The organism is Pseudomonas syringae pv. tomato str. DC3000 (assembly GCF_000007805.1).
Classification (GTDB): Bacteria; Pseudomonadota; Gammaproteobacteria; order Pseudomonadales; family Pseudomonadaceae; genus Aquipseudomonas; species Aquipseudomonas avellanae.
Window position 1 is genome coordinate 5,478,714 of sequence record NC_004578.1, and the last position, 16,022, is coordinate 5,494,735.

Annotated in this window: 10 protein-coding genes and 3 pseudogenes; 7 read left to right on the forward strand and 6 right to left on the reverse strand. The window is 61.5% G+C overall.

Annotation, left to right across the window (positions count from 1 at the left end):
• Positions 1 to 292: 292 nt before the first annotated feature.
• The 5 genes from PSPTO_RS25015 (at position 293) to PSPTO_RS25035 (ending at position 5,674) form a co-directional block, all read left to right on the forward strand.
• Positions 293 to 1,372: a DUF2333 family protein gene (locus PSPTO_RS25015; RefSeq protein WP_011105200.1), complete on the forward strand. Its 1,080-nt coding sequence runs from the start codon at positions 293 to 295 to the stop codon at positions 1,370 to 1,372.
• Positions 1,372 to 1,914, forward strand: a complete 543-nt coding sequence (locus tag PSPTO_RS25020) for an NUDIX hydrolase (RefSeq protein WP_007244663.1) — start codon at positions 1,372 to 1,374, stop codon at positions 1,912 to 1,914. The genes PSPTO_RS25015 and PSPTO_RS25020 overlap by 1 nt, the downstream gene beginning before the upstream one ends.
• Before the next feature lie 209 nt (positions 1,915 to 2,123).
• Positions 2,124 to 2,495, forward strand: coding sequence for a translation initiation factor Sui1 (locus PSPTO_RS25025; RefSeq protein ID WP_011105201.1), 372 nt, complete (start codon positions 2,124 to 2,126; stop codon positions 2,493 to 2,495).
• An 88-nt stretch (positions 2,496 to 2,583) separates the two neighbouring features.
• Positions 2,584 to 4,497, forward strand: a complete 1,914-nt coding sequence (speA, locus tag PSPTO_RS25030) for an arginine decarboxylase (RefSeq protein WP_005763203.1) — start codon at positions 2,584 to 2,586, stop codon at positions 4,495 to 4,497.
• 274 nt (positions 4,498 to 4,771) lie between these two features.
• On the forward strand, positions 4,772 to 5,674 hold the full coding sequence (locus tag PSPTO_RS25035) for an alpha/beta hydrolase (RefSeq protein ID WP_046463551.1): 903 nt from the start codon (positions 4,772 to 4,774) through the stop codon (positions 5,672 to 5,674).
• Here PSPTO_RS25035 and PSPTO_RS25040 read toward each other — a convergent pair.
• Complete coding sequence (locus PSPTO_RS25040; RefSeq protein ID WP_007244661.1) at positions 5,668 to 7,008, reverse strand: MATE family efflux transporter; 1,341 nt, start codon at positions 7,006 to 7,008, stop codon at positions 5,668 to 5,670. The two genes, PSPTO_RS25035 and PSPTO_RS25040, sit on opposite strands and share 7 nt — an antisense overlap.
• 243 nt (positions 7,009 to 7,251) lie before the next feature.
• Between PSPTO_RS25040 and PSPTO_RS25045 the strand changes: the two are divergent.
• Positions 7,252 to 12,135 (forward strand): annotated as a pseudogene (locus tag PSPTO_RS25045) (alpha-2-macroglobulin); the annotation flags it as partial.
• Here the strand turns inward: PSPTO_RS25045 and PSPTO_RS30730 are convergent.
• The 3 genes and pseudogenes from PSPTO_RS30730 to PSPTO_RS25055 form a co-directional block, all read right to left on the reverse strand.
• Positions 12,075 to 12,263 (reverse strand): annotated as a pseudogene (locus PSPTO_RS30730) (PT domain-containing protein); the annotation flags it as partial. The pseudogenes PSPTO_RS25045 and PSPTO_RS30730 overlap by 61 nt on opposite strands.
• Positions 12,217 to 12,369 (reverse strand): annotated as a pseudogene (locus PSPTO_RS30735) (PT domain-containing protein); the annotation flags it as partial. The pseudogenes PSPTO_RS30735 and PSPTO_RS30730, both read right to left, overlap by 47 nt.
• 78 nt (positions 12,370 to 12,447) lie before the next feature.
• Positions 12,448 to 12,741, reverse strand: coding sequence for a hypothetical protein (locus PSPTO_RS25055; RefSeq protein ID WP_002555356.1), 294 nt, complete (start codon positions 12,739 to 12,741; stop codon positions 12,448 to 12,450).
• A 95-nt stretch (positions 12,742 to 12,836) separates the two neighbouring features.
• Between PSPTO_RS25055 and pbpC the strand changes: the two genes are divergently transcribed.
• On the forward strand, positions 12,837 to 15,185 hold the full coding sequence (pbpC, locus tag PSPTO_RS25060) for a peptidoglycan glycosyltransferase PbpC (protein ID WP_011105204.1): 2,349 nt from the start codon (positions 12,837 to 12,839) through the stop codon (positions 15,183 to 15,185).
• Positions 15,186 to 15,289: 104 nt separating this feature from the next.
• On the opposite strand, the gene PSPTO_RS25065 is transcribed toward pbpC, so the two are convergent.
• On the reverse strand, positions 15,290 to 15,697 hold the full coding sequence (locus PSPTO_RS25065) for a response regulator (RefSeq protein WP_005763193.1): 408 nt from the start codon (positions 15,695 to 15,697) through the stop codon (positions 15,290 to 15,292).
• 40 nt (positions 15,698 to 15,737) lie between these two features.
• Entirely contained in the window at positions 15,738 to 15,944 is a 207-nt protein-coding gene (locus PSPTO_RS25070; RefSeq protein WP_005763190.1) for a Flp family type IVb pilin, read from the reverse strand.
• Positions 15,945 to 16,022 lie beyond the last annotated feature (78 nt).

Consider the following 16,022-nt stretch of genomic DNA (forward strand, 5'->3'; position numbering starts at 1 on the left):
TGATGGCGCTATGCTAGCACCTCCCATACGACAGAAGAGCGCCGCAAGTCACTTATTTGACAACATTTTGATGGCGCATGGCCACTACTCAAAATTAATCGACTGATAGATAATAGCTATAAGCTTTTGGCTGCAAGCTGCAAGCTGCAAACTAGAAGCGGTCGGCTTGAGGCTTGAGGCTTGAGGCTTGAAGCTAACCGCTTGCAGCTTCCAGCTTATCGCTTGAAACTGCCCAGGAAGGTTGCGGTCGAACGCCGTGTAGCATTCAACTCAAGATCGAAAGGACCCTACCATGCTGGATTGGAAAAACCGCGCAGGCAGCGCGGGTGAGCGCACCGCTGACACCGCATCGGTCAAGCGCCGGGGTTACCTGGGTAACCTGTTCTATAGCCGCGCTCTGGGCGCCTTGATCTTGATTTACCTGCTGGTGGCGCTCGTTGTCGGCTGGTACTGGAGCAAAGAACCCGCACTGTTCCCGGTACAACAAAACGCTCAAGCCGCCGCAGAACGCGAAGGCAAGCAGATAGTGATCGGCTACACCACGGTCGAAACCCTGAAAACCGTGGCCGGCACTTTGCTCGACAAGCGTGGCGGCTACCTCTCCAACGACCGCATGCCGCCTGGCCTGTGGCTGGACAACATTCCGAGCTGGGAATACGGCGTGCTGGTTCAGGTGCGTGACCTGAGCCGTGCGCTGCGCAAGGACTTCGCCCGCTCGCAGTCGCAATCTGCCGAAGATGGCGATCTGGCGCGTGCCGAGCCGCTGTTCAACTTCAACAATCGCAGCTGGATCCTGCCCTCCAGTGAATCGCAGTATGCCGAGGGCATTAAATCTCTGAGCCGCTACCAGGCACGACTGTCCGATCCGAACCAGAAAGGCGCACTGTTTTACGCCCGCGCCGACAACCTCAACAACTGGCTGGGTGATGTCGGAACGCGCCTGGGTTCGCTGTCGCAGCGCCTCTCGGCCAGTGTCGGCAGGGTCAAACTCAACAGCACGCTGAAAACCGAAGCCGCTGTTTCGGTCAAGCCTGGCGAAGTACCGCAGGTTGACGAGGAAATCGTTGAAACCCCATGGCTGGAAGTGGACAACGTCTTCTATGAAGCGCGCGGTCAGGCCTGGGCGCTGTCGCACTTGCTGCGCGCCATCGAAGTGGATTTTGCCGATGTGCTGGCCAAAAAGAACGCGACAGTGAGTGTGCGTCAGATCATTCGTGAACTGGAGGCCTCTCAGGAGCCGCTGTGGAGCCCGATGATTCTCAACGGCAGCCCGTTCGGTGTGTTCGCCAACCACTCGCTGGTCATGGCCAACTACATCTCACGCGCCAATGCTGCGGTGATCGACCTTCGCCAGTTGCTGAATCAGGGCTGATGGATATCTCCCCGAACGAGGCCGCGCACCGCGCCGCCTCCGACGCCGAGCACATTGCCTGGGTCGACGAGCAGGATTGTCTGCTCGGTTCACGGGTACGCGCCGATTTGCGTGAACGCGGGCTGATCGGCCGCGGCACCTATATTCTGCTGTTCAACAGTGCCGGGGACCTCTGTGTGCATCGGCGCACGCTGAGCAAGGCGATCTACCCAGGTTACTGGGATGTGGCGGCTGGCGGGATGGTTCAGGCGGAGGAAAGCTACGCCGAGTCTGCGGCCCGTGAGCTTGAAGAAGAGCTGGGCGTCAGTGGCGTGCCGTTGCAGGCGCACGAACAGTTTTTCTTCGATCAGCCCGGCAACCGCCTGTGGTGTGCAGTGTTTTCGGCTGTGTGGGACGGGCCGCTGAAACTGCAACCTGAGGAGGTACTGGAAGCGCGCTTCATGCCCATCGACGAAGTGCTGCATCAGGCAGAACACACGCCCTACTGCCCGGACTCGCTGGCTGCGCTGAAACGCTACCTGAATCAGTCTGTTTCTGTTTAGCGATGAAAGTGTTCGGTAAAGCGACTGTTCAGTAAATTGGCGCATCGAGCCTCTTAGCATTCGGGCTATTTGCCGTTACACTGCGCGACCTTTTTCAAACTGGACCGGCCCTGCCCTTCCAGTAGCGCTGCCCCTGCCAGAGTGGGGCTTCGCGGTCGATGGCTCGTGTGAGCCCGACCCATCTTCAGTCCTCAACAAGAGGATGTTCCGTGGCTAAAAAAGCCGCTTCCCTCGCCGCCCTGGGTGGCCTGGTGTTTTCAACCGACGCAGGGCGCCACTGCCCCGATTGTCGTCAGCCTGTTGCCGAATGCACCTGCAAACAGACTGCCATCCCCGAAGGCGACGGCGTTGCTCGGGTACGTCGCGAAAGCAAAGGCCGTGGCGGCAAGACAGTCACCACCATCAGCGGCGTGCCGCTGGCCGAAGAGCCGCTCAAAGAGCTGGCCAAGGCCCTCAAGCAACGCTGTGGCACCGGCGGATCGCTCAAGGACGATGTGATCGAGATCCAGGGCGATCATGTCGAACTGCTGATCGCAGAACTCGTCAAGAAAGGCTTCAAGGCCAAAAAGTCCGGCGGCTGAACCCGCGACTCAAATCGTCATTTCAACTCATTACACTGCGCCCAGCCGGCTACTGGCTGGCGCTATGACTTCTTTATAGGGGACCTCGATGTCCGTACGACGCACACGCAAAGACGATGGCAGCCAATGGACAGTTGCGGACAGCCGCAGCGTTTATGGCATTCGCCATTGGGGCGCGGGTTATTTTGCAATCAACGAGGCGGGCCGCGTTGAAGTTCGCCCCAACGGGCCGGACAGCTCGCCCATCGATCTCTATGAGCAAGTCGACAACCTGCGCAAAAGTGGCCTGTCGCTGCCGTTGCTGGTGCGCTTCCCCGATATTCTGCAGGACCGCGTGCGTCAACTGACCGGCGCATTCGACAGCAACATCGCGCGCCTGGAATACCAGAGCCAATACACCGCGCTGTACCCGATCAAGGTCAACCAGCAGGAAGCGGTGGTGGAAAACATCATCGCCACGCAGAACGTCTCGATTGGTCTGGAAGCCGGCTCCAAGCCTGAACTGATGGCCGTGCTGGCCCTGGCGCCCAAAGGCGGCACCATCGTCTGCAACGGTTACAAGGACCGCGAGTTCATCCGGCTGGCGCTGATGGGCCAGAAGCTGGGCCACAACGTGTTCATCGTCATCGAGAAAGAATCCGAAGTCGAACTGGTCATCGAAGAAGCCGCCGAGCTTAAAGTCGCCCCTCAGGTTGGCCTGCGCGTGCGCCTGTCGTCCCTTGCGTCGAGCAAGTGGGCAGACACGGGCGGCGAGAAATCCAAGTTCGGTCTGTCTGCCGCGCAATTGCTCTCAGTGGTCGAGCGCTTCCGCAAGGCAGGCCTCGATCAGGGCATCCGCCTGCTGCACTTTCACATGGGCTCGCAGATCGCCAACCTGGCGGACTACCAGCACGGCTTCAAGGAAGCGATCCGCTACTACGGCGAACTGCGCAAACTCGGCCTGCCGGTGGACTACATCGACGTCGGCGGCGGTCTGGGCGTCGATTACGACGGCACTCACTCGCGCAATGCCAGCTCGATCAACTACGACATGGACGATTACGCCGGTGTCGTGGTCGGCATGCTCAAGGAATTCTGCGACGCGCAGAGCCTGCCGCACCCGCACATTTTCTCGGAAAGCGGCCGCTCGCTGACCGCCCACCACGCCATGCTGGTGGTGCAGGTTACCGACGTCGAGAAGCATAACGACGAAGTGCCGAAGATTGCCGACAAGGAAAGCCTGCCGGAGACCGTGCAGTGGCTGGTTGACCTGCTGGGGCCGACCGACATCGAGATGGTCACCGAAACCTACTGGCGCGCCACGCACTACATGAGCGACATCGCCACCCAGTACGCCGATGGCAAGATCAGCCTGGCCGAGAAGGCGCTGGGCGAACAATGCTACTTCGCTGTCTGCCGCCGTTTGTACAATTCGCTGAAAGCCCGTCAACGCTCGCATCGTCAGGTGCTGGACGAGCTCAATGACAAGCTGGCCGACAAGTACATCTGCAACTTCTCGGTGTTCCAGAGCCTGCCGGACACCTGGGCAATCGGCCAGGTGTTGCCGATCCTGCCGTTGCATCGCCTCGACGAGGAGCCGGTACGCCGCGCCGTGCTGCAAGACCTGACCTGCGATTCCGACGGCAAGATCAAGCAATACGTCGACGAGCAGAGCATCGAGACCAGCATGCCGGTGCATTCGCTGAACGAAGGCGAAGACTATCTGCTGGGCATCTTTCTGGTGGGCGCTTATCAGGAAATTCTGGGCGACATGCACAATCTGTTCGGTGACACCGACTCGGTGAACATCTACCAGAACCCGGACGGCAGCGTGTACCACGCCGGTATCGAGACCCACGACACCATCGAAGACATGCTGCGCTACGTGCATTTGTCGCCGGAAGAACTGATGACCCATTATCGGGACAAGGTCGCCAGCGCCAAGATCACCCCACGCGAACGCACCTACTTCCTCGACGCCCTGCGCCTAGGCCTGACCCGCTCGTCGTACTTGTCGTCCTGAGGGCACGAAAGACGGGGGTGAAACCACATTTACCCTCGTCGTTATACACAAGTCCGCTTTTGATTCTGGCCGAAGGCCGTGGGAGCTGAGAGCCACGTTTTCCTGGCTCGTCAGGACTTATGTATAACGATGAGCGCTTCAGCAGCACCTCAACAACGCAGCCGATGCCTCAGGTGATCCACCTGCCCGCAAGCAACGTAGCGGTACCTGTGCGGCACTGGGGCGCAAAGCGATGGTCTCATGCATGTCCCAATCCACTGCCTGAGGCTTGTATATGATTCGAGCGATTTTCCTGACGCTGATCACCGGTGCTGTGCTGGCAGTGTTGTCCGGCTGCTCGCCGCTGAAAGTGCTGAACTCGCTGAATCCGAGCGGTCCTGTCGAGCATGTCAACGGGCTGGCCTATGGGCCTTATCCACGCAACAAACTGGACATTTACATGCCACGGTCGAAAACCGCCAACTCACCGGTTGTGGTGTTTTTCTATGGAGGCAGTTGGAGAAGGGGCTCTAAAACTGATTACGCCTTCGTAGGGGAAGCCTTGGCCGCGCGCGGCATGGTGGTGGTCATCGCCGACTACAGACTCTATCCACAGGTGCGCTACCCGGACTTTCTGGATGACTCGGCCAAAGCGCTGGCCTGGGCCTACAAAAACGCAAAAACCTACGGTGGCGATCCCGATCGACTGTACGTGATGGGGCACAGTGCGGGCGCCTACAACGCTGCAATGCTGGCGCTTGACCCACGCTGGCTGGCTCGTGAGGGACTTGCACCTTCCATCCTCAGCGGCTGGATCGGTCTGGCCGGGCCTTACGACTTCCTGCCCATTGAGGAAGAAGAAGTGAAGCCGGTGTTCTTCTTCCCGAACTCGCCACCCGAGTCGCAACCCATCAACTACGTCAGTGCCGGCGCCCCGCCTGCGCTGCTGATGGCGTCTAATACCGATACGCTGGTCAATCCCAGGCGCAATACCGGCGGGCTGGCGCAGAAGCTGCGCGCGGCGAATGTGCCGGCGCGTGACCTGTACTTCTCACGCACCAACCACGGCACTCTGGTCGGCGCGTTTGCCAAGTTGCTCAGCGGTCTGGCTCCAGTGGTTGACGAGGTGGACATGTTCGTCAAACACACGCCAGGTGCGCAGCGTGAAACAAAGGGTTGGGGCTTAACGGCTCAGTGAACGAACCAGCCGTCCCTGCGCGTCAGACGCCAGGCGATGGCCCCCAGGCTCAAGCCGCGCAGCAAGGTGAACGCCAGAAACGTCAGCCATAGCGCGTGGTTGCCGTGGCTGGACGCCAGCCAGGCGACCGGCGCGATGCCCGCCGCGCTGACCAGCATCGCGTTGCGCATCTCCCGGGCCCGCGTGGCACCGATAAACAGCCCGTCCAGCAGATAACTCCAGACGGCCAGCAAGGGCATCAGCGCCAGATACGGCAGGTAAGTCATGGCGGTGGCGCGCACTTCGGGGATGTCCGTCTGGAAGCTGACAAAGGCGTGCCCACCGACCAGAAACAATAACGCAAACCCCACGCTTGCGATCAGTGACCAGCCCCCCGCCACCACCAGCGAACGCCGCAAGGTGTCCCGGTCACGCGCGCCAATGGCGTGGCCGCACAGCGCTTCAACCGCATGCGCCAGGCCGTCGAGCGCGTGAGCCGTCAGCAGCAGGCCGTTGAGCAGCAGCGCGTTGGCGGCAACCGTAGCGTCACCCAGACGAGCGCCTTGCACGGTGATCAGAAACATCACCGATTGCAGCGCCAGCGTGCGCAGAAAGATGTCGCGATTGACCGCCAGCAACGGCCGCCAGTTGTTCCACAGTTTCAGCGCCGACCAGACAATCTGGCCGGGCCAGGCGCGCAGGGTCTTGCGGGCCAGCAGCAGACCGAGCACCACACCGGCCCACTCCGCCAGCACCGACGCACGCGCCGACCCCACCACGCCCCAGTCCAGGCCCATCACGAACCATAGGTTGAGCGCGATATTGACCAGATTGGTGACGAGTAGAATGGCCAGCGGCGCTCTGGCGTTCTGCGTGCCGAGAAACCAGCCGACCAGCGCATAGCTGGCCAAGGCTGCGGGCAGACCGAACAGTCGGGTGTGGAAGAAATCCAGCGTCATCTGTTGCAGATCGGCCGACGGCTGCATCATCGCCAGCGCCAGGTGACTGAACGGTAAAGCGATCACGCCCAGCAACAACGCCAGCCCGGCGGCCAGCAGCAAACCTTGCAGCAGTATCCGGCGCAACGCCGCGCTGTCATTGCGTCCGGCTGCCTGCGCAGCAAAGCCGGTGGTGCCCATGCGCAAAAATCCCATTGCCCAGGCAAGAAAGGTGTACAGCGTCGAGCCTACGGCGACGGCACCCAACTGATGGGCATGCGGCAAGTGGCCTATCACCGCACTGTCGACCAACGCCACCAAGGGCACGGATATATTCGACAGAATCATCGGCGCCGCCAGCGCCCAGACACGACGATGGGTTGAGCGATGACGCCAGTCGTTGAGCAACGTGGACATGAGAACTCCCGGGAAGGCGGGCATTGTAGCCATGGCGAGGGCTATGTTGCGTGAATGATGGTCGCCGGATCCTGAGAACACCTAACGTGCACGCTGGAGCGTAAGTAACGATAACCTCAACTATCGTGCGACGCTCCTCACCCCGAATGTGCCCAGACACACACTTGTCAATCTGACAGTAATACTTGTCATCACGAGTGTTATATAGTCGCGCTCTCTCAACCGTTGCCGATGAGTGCACCTATGTTAAACAAAGGATTGTTTCTGGCTTGCGCGCTCGCGCTGCTGAGCGCCTGTGATTCGTCTACCCCGGATAAACCAGCGCCCGCCACGGCACCCACCACCCAGGCAACGGTTGCCGATACCAAGCCCAGGCCCGCAGTCGACCTAGCCGCGCTGAGCAAGCGTTATGCAGGCCGTGAACTGACGGTCATCGATGTGTCGGAAATTCAGGTAGACGGCGCAAGCACGCTGTCGGTGAGTTTTTCTGTGCCGCTGGACCCGGAGCAGAAGTTTGCTGAAAAACTGCATCTGGTGGACAGCAAGAACGGCAAGGTCGATGGCGCCTGGGAGCTGTCGGACAACCTCATGGAGTTGCGCCTGCGCCATCTGGAGCCGCAGCGCAAACTTGTGCTGACGGTCGATGCCGGGCTGCTGGCGGTCAACAAGGCCAAGCTCGCGGCCGAATACATCAGCCGCCTGGAAACCCGCGACCTGCAACCCACTGTCGGCTTCGCCAGTCGTGGCAGCCTGCTGCCGACGCGTCTGGCCGAGGGCTTGCCGGTCATCGCCTTGAACGTCGACAAGGTCGATGTCGAATTCTTCCGGGTCAAACCCGACGCGATGCCGAACTTCCTCGCCCAGTGGGACGGCGCATCCAGCCTGTCCAGCTACAGCTCCGAAGAACTGCTGCCTATGGCCGATCTGGTCTACGGCGGCCGCTTCGACCTCAAGCCTGCGCGCAACACCCGCGAAACCGTGCTGCTGCCGATTGCCGGCATCAAGGCGCTGCAACAACCGGGCGTTTACCTCGCGGTCATGCGCGCATCCGGCACTTACAGCTACTCGCAACCGGCCACCCTGCTCACCCTCAGCGACATCGGCCTGTCGGTGCACCGTTACAGCAATCGTCTGGATGTCTTCACCCAGGCACTCGAGGGCGGCAAGGCTCTGGGCGACGTAAGCGTGGATGTGTACGACGACAACGGCAAGGTCGTCGCGCAAGGCAAAACCGACAGCGACGGCCACGCCCGACTGCCGTTGCCCGCCAAGGCTGCAGTGGTGCTGGCGCACAAAGACGAACAGACCAGCATGCTGCGCCTGAACAGCTCGGCGCTGGATCTGGCCGAGTTCGACATTTCCGGCCCGCAGGCGCACCCGCTGCAATTCTTCATTTTCGGCCCGCGCGACCTGTACCGTCCCGGCGAAACCGTGCTGCTCAACGGTCTGCTGCGTGACAGCGACGGCAAAAACGTCAAACCACAACCGATCACCGTCGAAGTGCGCCGCCCCGACGATCAGGTCAGCCGCAAGTTTGTCTGGGAAGCCGATAGCAGTGGCTTCTACCAGTATCAATTGCAACTTGCCGAAGAAGCCCCGACCGGGCGCTGGCAACTGGTGTTCGACCTGGGCGACGGCAAGCCTCAGCTTTACGAGTTCAAGGTTGAAGACTTCCTGCCTGAGCGTCTGGCTCTGGAACTCAAAGGCAGCGACGCGCCTGTCGCGCCTGCTGACAACCCCGAGTTCGACATCACCGGCCGCTACCTGTATGGCGCGCCTGCGTCGGGCAACACCCTGACCGGTCAGGTGTATGTGCGTCCATTGCGCGAAGCGGTGGCCAAACTGCCGGGCTATCAGTTCGGCTCGATCACCGAAGAAGACCTCAAGCATGACATGGAGGTTGAACCCGTCACCCTCGATGCCGAAGGCCACTCGACGCTCTCCGTGCAAACCCGGTGGGCAGAGGCCAAATCCCCGCTGCAACTGATTCTGCAAGCCAGCCTGCAAGAGTCTGGCGGGCGGCCGATTACCCGCCGTCTGGTGCAACCGATCTGGCCCGCCGAGCACCTGCCCGGCGTACGCGCACTGTTTGGCAGCAGCTCCGGTGGCGAAGACTACGACGAGGAAGCCAGCAAGGGCGAAGCCCAGACCAACGGTGACGGCCCGGCCGAGTTTGAAATCGTGATGGCCGATGCCACTGGCAACAAGCTGGCCGCGGATAACGTCAAGGTCAGGCTGATCCGTGAGCGTCGCGACTACTACTGGAACTACTCGGCCGATGACGGCTGGAGCTACCACTTCAACGAGAAATTCCTCAACCTGAACGAGGAAACCCTCAGCATCACCAAGGACTCCACGGCCAAAATCAGTTTCCCGGTCGAATGGGGCCCATACCGTGTCGAGGTGGAAGACCCTTCCACCGGCATGATCAGCAGCCTGCGTTTCTGGGCCGGTTATCGCTGGCAGGACAACACCGACGGCGGCGCGGTCAGGCCGGATCAGGTCAAGCTGGCGCTGGACAAACCGGCCTACAACGATGGCGACACCGCCAAAGTCACAGTGACCCCTCCGGCCGCTGGCAAAGGCTACCTGCTGATCGAGTCCAGCGAAGGTCCGCTGTGGTGGAAGGAAATCGACGTGCCTGCCGAAGGCAAGTCGTACGAAATCCCGCTCGACAAGCAATGGGCGCGTCACGACCTGTACGTTACCGCGCTGGTGATACGCCCCGGCGAACGCAAGGCCAATGTCACGCCCAAGCGCGCCGTGGGTGTGCTGCACCTGCCGCTGGACCGTGCACAACGCAAGCTGGCGCTGACCGTTACCGCGCCGGAAAAAATGCGCCCCAAACAGCCGCTTACTCTCAAGGTTGTCGCCAAAAACGCCGATGGCAGCGTGCCCGAACAAGTGCAAGTGCTGGTGTCGGCGGTGGACGTCGGCATTCTCAACATCACCCGCTACGCCACGCCCGACCCGTTTGCCAGTCTGTTCGGGCGCAAGCAATACGGCGCTGACCAACTGGATATCTATGGCCAGTTGATCGAAGCCGGCCAGGGTCGCCTGGCGAGCATGGCGTTCGGCGGTGATGCGCTGGCCAAGGGCGGCAAACGCCCGGACACCAGCGTCACCATCGTTGCGCTGCAAAGCGCTCCGGTAACGCTCAATGAAGCCGGTGAAGGTGAGGTCAGCGTCGATATTCCTGACTTCAACGGCGAACTACGCGTCATGGCTCAGGCCTGGACCGACGACCGCTATGGCATGGCCGAGGCGAAAACCGTGGTGGCTGCGCCGATCATCGCCGAGCTGTCGACGCCGCGCTTCCTGGCCGGTGGCGACCAGACCAGTATCGCGCTGGACGTCTCCAACCTGTCGGGCACAGCACAGAAGCTGGACGTAAAAATCAGCGCCGAAGGCCAGTTGAGCATTCCCGGCGGCGATCAGAGCAAGCCCTTGCAGCTCAAGCAAGGCCAGCGCGTCACCCTGAAAGTGCCGGTATTGGCGCAAGGTGGCCTGGGCCAAGGCAAGATCAAGGTGCTGGTGGAAGGCCTGGAGCTGCCAGGTGAAAACCTGCCCGCCTTCACCCGCGAATGGACCGTTGGCGTGCGCCCCGCCTACCCGGCGATGCTCAAGCATTACCGTGCCACCCTCAACGACCAGACCTGGAGCCTGCCGGACGGCGCACTTGAGTCCTTCGAGCCTGCCGGTCGCCAAGCGCTACTGTCGCTGTCGAGCCGTCCGCCGCTGAACCTCGGCGAACAGATTCGGGCACTGAAAGCCTATCCATACGGTTGTCTGGAACAGACCGCCAGCGGCCTGTATCCATCGCTGTACGCCGATGCCGCAACCCTCAAACGTCTTGGCCTGACCGGCGAGCCGGATGCCGAACGCAAGCGCAAGGTCGAGATCGGCATCGAGCGCCTGCTGGGCATGCAGCGTTACAACGGCAGCTTTGGCCTGTGGGGCTCGGACAGCGACGAAGAGTACTGGCTGACCGCCTACGTCACCGACTTCCTGCTGCGCGCCCGCGATCAGGGCTTTGCCGTACCTGCGGACTCGCTGAAGAAGGCTAATGAACGTCTGCTGCGCTACTTGCAGGACGCGGGGCAGATTCAGGTCAATTACAGCCAGAACGCCGAGCACACCCGCTTTGCCGTGCAGGCTTACGCCGGGCTGGTGCTGTCACGCAGTCAACAGGCACCGCTTGCGGCATTGCGCAGCCTGTTCGACCGCCGCAGCGATGCGCGCTCGGGCCTGCCGCTGGTGCAACTGGCCGTGGCGCTGGAGAAGATGGGCGACAAACCGCGCGCTGATCTGGCCCTTACCGCAGGCCTGGCCGTCGGGCGCAAGAACGAATGGCTGGCCGACTACGGCAGTTCGCTGCGTGATCAGGCGCTGATTCTGGCATTGCTGGAAGAGAACGACATCGCCAAGGACAAGCGCGACGAGCGGCTGTTTGCCCTGGCCGATGAAGTCGCGGCCAGCCGTTACCTGTCCACTCAGGAAAGCAATTCGCTGTTCCTCGCCGGTCGCAACCTGCTGGGCAAACCGGAGAAGGACTGGACCGCCAGCATTGCCAGCGGCACCGAAACCCGCGAGCTGAGCAACAAACAGCCAGGCCTCAAGCTGGACGGTGCACTGCTGGGTTCACCGCTTACGGTTCACAATCAGGGCAGCGAGCCGCTCTACCAACAGCTGACGGTTTCGGGTTACCCGACCCAGGCACCTGCGGCGGGCGGTGAGAACCTGAGCATTCGTCGCGAATACCTGAGCCTGAGCGGCGCGCCGCTGAACGTCGGCGCGCTGAAAACCGGGCAACTGGTACTGGTGCATCTGGAGATCGGTGCCAAGCAGCGTGTGCCCGATGCCTTGGTGGTGGACTTGCTGCCGGCAGGTCTGGAACTTGAAAACCAGAACCTGGCGCAAAGCTCGGCCAGCCTGGAAGACGCCAGCGAAGAGGTGAAAACCATCCGTGAGTCGATGGAAAACGCCGGGATCAAGCATCAGGAATATCGCGGTGATCGTTACGTGGCGGCGCTGGATATCGACGGCAACCGCAGCGTGCACCTGCTCTATCTGGCACGTGCAGTCACACCGGGTACATACCGCGTGCCGCCGCCACAGGTGGAATCCATGTACCGCCCGAACTGGCAGGCTCTGGGTGATGCACCCGCACAGATGGTGGTAAAGGGCAAATGATCGCTGACTGACTGCCTGGTTGGTTGGTTGGTTGGTTGGTTGGTTGGTTGGTTGGTTGGTTGGAATGCGTACCTGTGGGAGCGAACTTGTTCGCGAAGGGGCCGGTACATCCGCTGAAGATGTATCGTCAGAAATAAAGCCTTCGCGAACAAGTTCGCTCCCACAAATACCAACCGCGTCGCTCCTTTCGCGAACAAGCGAAGCGTCGCCCGGTTCGCTCCCGCAGGTGGAGACGGAGTTAGCGCATCAATGAATAATCCAGCTCAGCAACCAGAGACCCAGCGCCAGCCAGATGATCCCGAGGATGATCGAGGCGCGCATGAATGCCCGGACGGCTGAATAGAGCAACATCAGGCCGATGATCAGTGCGACGATGCTGATCAGTGAAGTGTCCATGCCCAGTGTGCGGGACAAACCATCGACAAAATTCCCCCCAGCATGGGTAAAACCGTTGAACAACCACGCCAGACCGTCGACGAAGAAGCGAATCACCGCGCCGATGGCCTGCCCGAGCCATTCAAAAAAGCCTTCTACCTGCATATGTACGTCCTGATTGGGGTCGTTAAGAAAATGATCTGCCCGCTTTGGCCGTCGCCAGGCGTGTCAGGTTCCGTGGATCATAAAGGCTCTTTGCGTTGAAACCTGAATTTCTTCTGCGCCTCGTGCAAAAACTCCAATGGCTGGCAGGTGGTGTTTTGCTGCTGATTGCCCTGCTCTGGCTGGCTGATCGCCTCTGGCCGTTGCCGCTGCCCAAGGACGATCTGGCGCGTGTCGTGCTGGCCGAAGACGGCACGCCCTTATGGCGCTTTGCCGATGCCAACGGTGTGTGGCGCTACCCGGTCACTAACCAGCAGGTTTCGCCCTACTACCTTGAAGCGCTGCTGACCTACGAGGATCGCTGGTTCTACAGCCACCCCGGCGTGAACCCGCTGGCGCTGGTGCGCGCCAGTTGGCAGAACCTCAGGGGTGCTCGCGTGGTGTCGGGCGGCAGTACGCTGTCGATGCAGGTTGCGCGGCTGCTCGACCCGCACTCGCGAACCCTGCCCGGCAAGTTTCGCCAACTGTGGCGCACGTTGCAGCTGGAATGGCACCTGTCCAAGGATGAAATCCTCAGCCTGTACCTCAATCGCGCGCCGTTTGGCGGCACGCTGCAAGGGGTGGCGGCCGCCAGTTGGGCGTATCTGGGCAAATCCCCACAGAACCTGACCCGCGCCGAAGCAGCCTTGCTGGCCGTGCTGCCGCAGGCGCCGAGCCGTCTGCGCCCCGACCGTCATCCGCAACGTGCACAGTTGGCCCGCGACAAGGTTCTCAGGCGTCTGGCCGAGTTTCAGGTGTGGCCGCAAGGCAGCGTCGACGAGGCGCTGGAAGAGCCGTTATGGCTGGCGCCGCGCCAGGAACCGAGCCTGGCGCCACTGCTGGCACGACGCCTGAACCGACCGAACAGCCCGCCACTGATCCGCACCACGCTGGATGCCCCGCTGCAACGGCGCATGGAAGATTTGCTGATGGGCTGGCGGGCACGGCTGCCGGAGCGCACCTCGGCAGCGATTCTGGTAGTCGAGGCAGAGAACATGGCGGTGCGCGCCTACGTGGGCTCGGTGGATATCAGCGACGTCAAGCGTTTCGGCCATGTGGACATGGTGACCGCACTGCGCTCGCCGGGCTCGACGCTCAAACCGTTCCTCTACGGCATGGCAATGGACGCCGGGTTGATCCACTCCGAATCACTGATGCAGGACGTGCCGCGCCGCTATGGCGACTACCGGCCAGGCAACTTTTCGACCGGGTTCGGCGGGCCGGTGGCTGCCAGTTCTGCGCTGTCGATGTCCCTCAACCTGCCTGCCGTGCAGTTGCTGGAGGTCTACGGCCCGAAACGCTTCGCCGCAGAACTGCGTAATGGCGGTGTACCGCTGACCCTGCCGCCGCTGGCCGAGCCCAATCTGGCGCTGATTCTGGGCGGGGCCGGCAGTCGGCTGGAAGATCTGGTCGCTGGCTACAGCGCCTTCGCCCGTGGCGGGCGGAGTGCCGACGTCAGGTTGCAGCCGCAGGACCGCCTGCGTGAGCGGCGGATGATGTCGCCGGGGGCTGCGTGGATTATCCGGCGGATTCTCAGCGGCCAGTCGCGCCCGGACATTGATCCGCGTGCAGAGCTGGTGCAGCGTCCGCAACTGGCCTGGAAGACCGGCACCAGCTATGGCTTTCGCGATGCCTGGGCAATTGGCGTCGGGCCGCGCTTTCTGGTCGGCGTGTGGATCGGCAGGCCGGACGGTACGCCGGTGCCGGGCCAGTTCGGCCTGGCCTCGGCTGCGCCGCTGATGCTGCAGGTACACGATGTACTGGTCAATCGCGACAGCCAGCGCGGCATCGCTGCGCCAGTGCAAGCGGTGCCGTTGAACGTTGGCGTGGCAGCGATCTGTTGGCCGTTGGGGCAACCGATGAGCAAGAGCGATCCGAACTGCCGTCGCCAGCGCTTCGCCTGGACGCTGGACGACACCACGCCGCCGACCCTGCAAGCCGCCGATCAACCGCTTGGGCTGGGTTTACAGGAACGTATCTGGGTCAATGACAAAGGCTTGCGTGTCAGTGCCAGTTGTTCGGATGCCCAACCGCGAGACATCGCGCTGTGGCCTGCGCCGCTGGAGCCCTGGCTGCCCAGGGCCGAAAGACGCGAAGCGCGCTTGCCACCCGCCGACCCGGACTGCCCGCCACAGAACCTCTCCCAGGCACCGCCGCTGAGTATTGTCGGCGTGCGCGAAGGCGACAACCTGCGCTTGCCCGCTGGCAGCCGTCAGGCTCTGCGCTTGAAACTCTCGGCTCTGGGCGGCAGCGGTCGGCGCTGGTGGTTCATCGACGGCGCGCCAATGGCAGACACCGACGCCGGACACGACTTCACCCCGACCCTGAACAAACCGGGCCGCTACCAACTGAGCGTCCTGGACGAAAGCGGCCAGACCGCGAGGGTAGAATTCAGCGTGGTGGAGTGACGGTGATAGCGCGGCGGCCGGTTGTGCTGCCTGTTCCCGGCAGATCGCGGACAAGCGAAGCGTCGCACGGTCCGCTCCTGCAGAAACCGAGAGATCACCTGCCGTCACTGAACCTGAAAGATTTTCGGTTCGGGGAACAGGTTGTTGAGGGTTTCAATCAGGCGCACGTGGTAGATGGGTTTGCGGAACAGGTCGAGCACGTGCAGGCGCAGCATGTCGCTGACGTCGTCCATGTCGGCATGGCCAGAGGTGACGATCACCGGCAGGTGCTGACGCGAGGTGTGTTCGCGCAGGTGGCGGATCAGCTGGATGCCGCTCTCCTCCGGCATCCGCAGATCGGTAATCACCAAGGCGATATCCGGGTGGGCAGTCAACTGATGCAGAGCCATTTTGACTGAGGACGCCGTGAAGCAGCAGAACCCCTCGCCTTCGAGCAGTTCCGCAAGCTCCTCGTTTGCGTCCTCTTCGTCATCAACCAACAACAGTTGTTGGCGGGTGGGATGCACAGCCATGTTGATATCTCGATAGTGGACTCAGGGGCACCATCATAAACTACGGAGCGGCAGTGCCACCCAGCGCTTCGATAATTTCGTTGAATCTTGCTTTGATTGCAGTGCCCATTGGCGTCACCATTGCAAACAGCACCAGTGCAACCATCGCGACAATGACTGCGTACTCAATGGCAGAAGCGGCCTCTTTGTCTTTCAGGAAAGACTGAATACGAGTGTAGACGCTAATGTATAGCTGGGTAAGGAACATCTGATTTCTCCTTGCGCCTTCAAGGCGCCAATAAACCGTTTCGCGCATGTATCCCCTGCAGTACCAGCATTGCCCTCA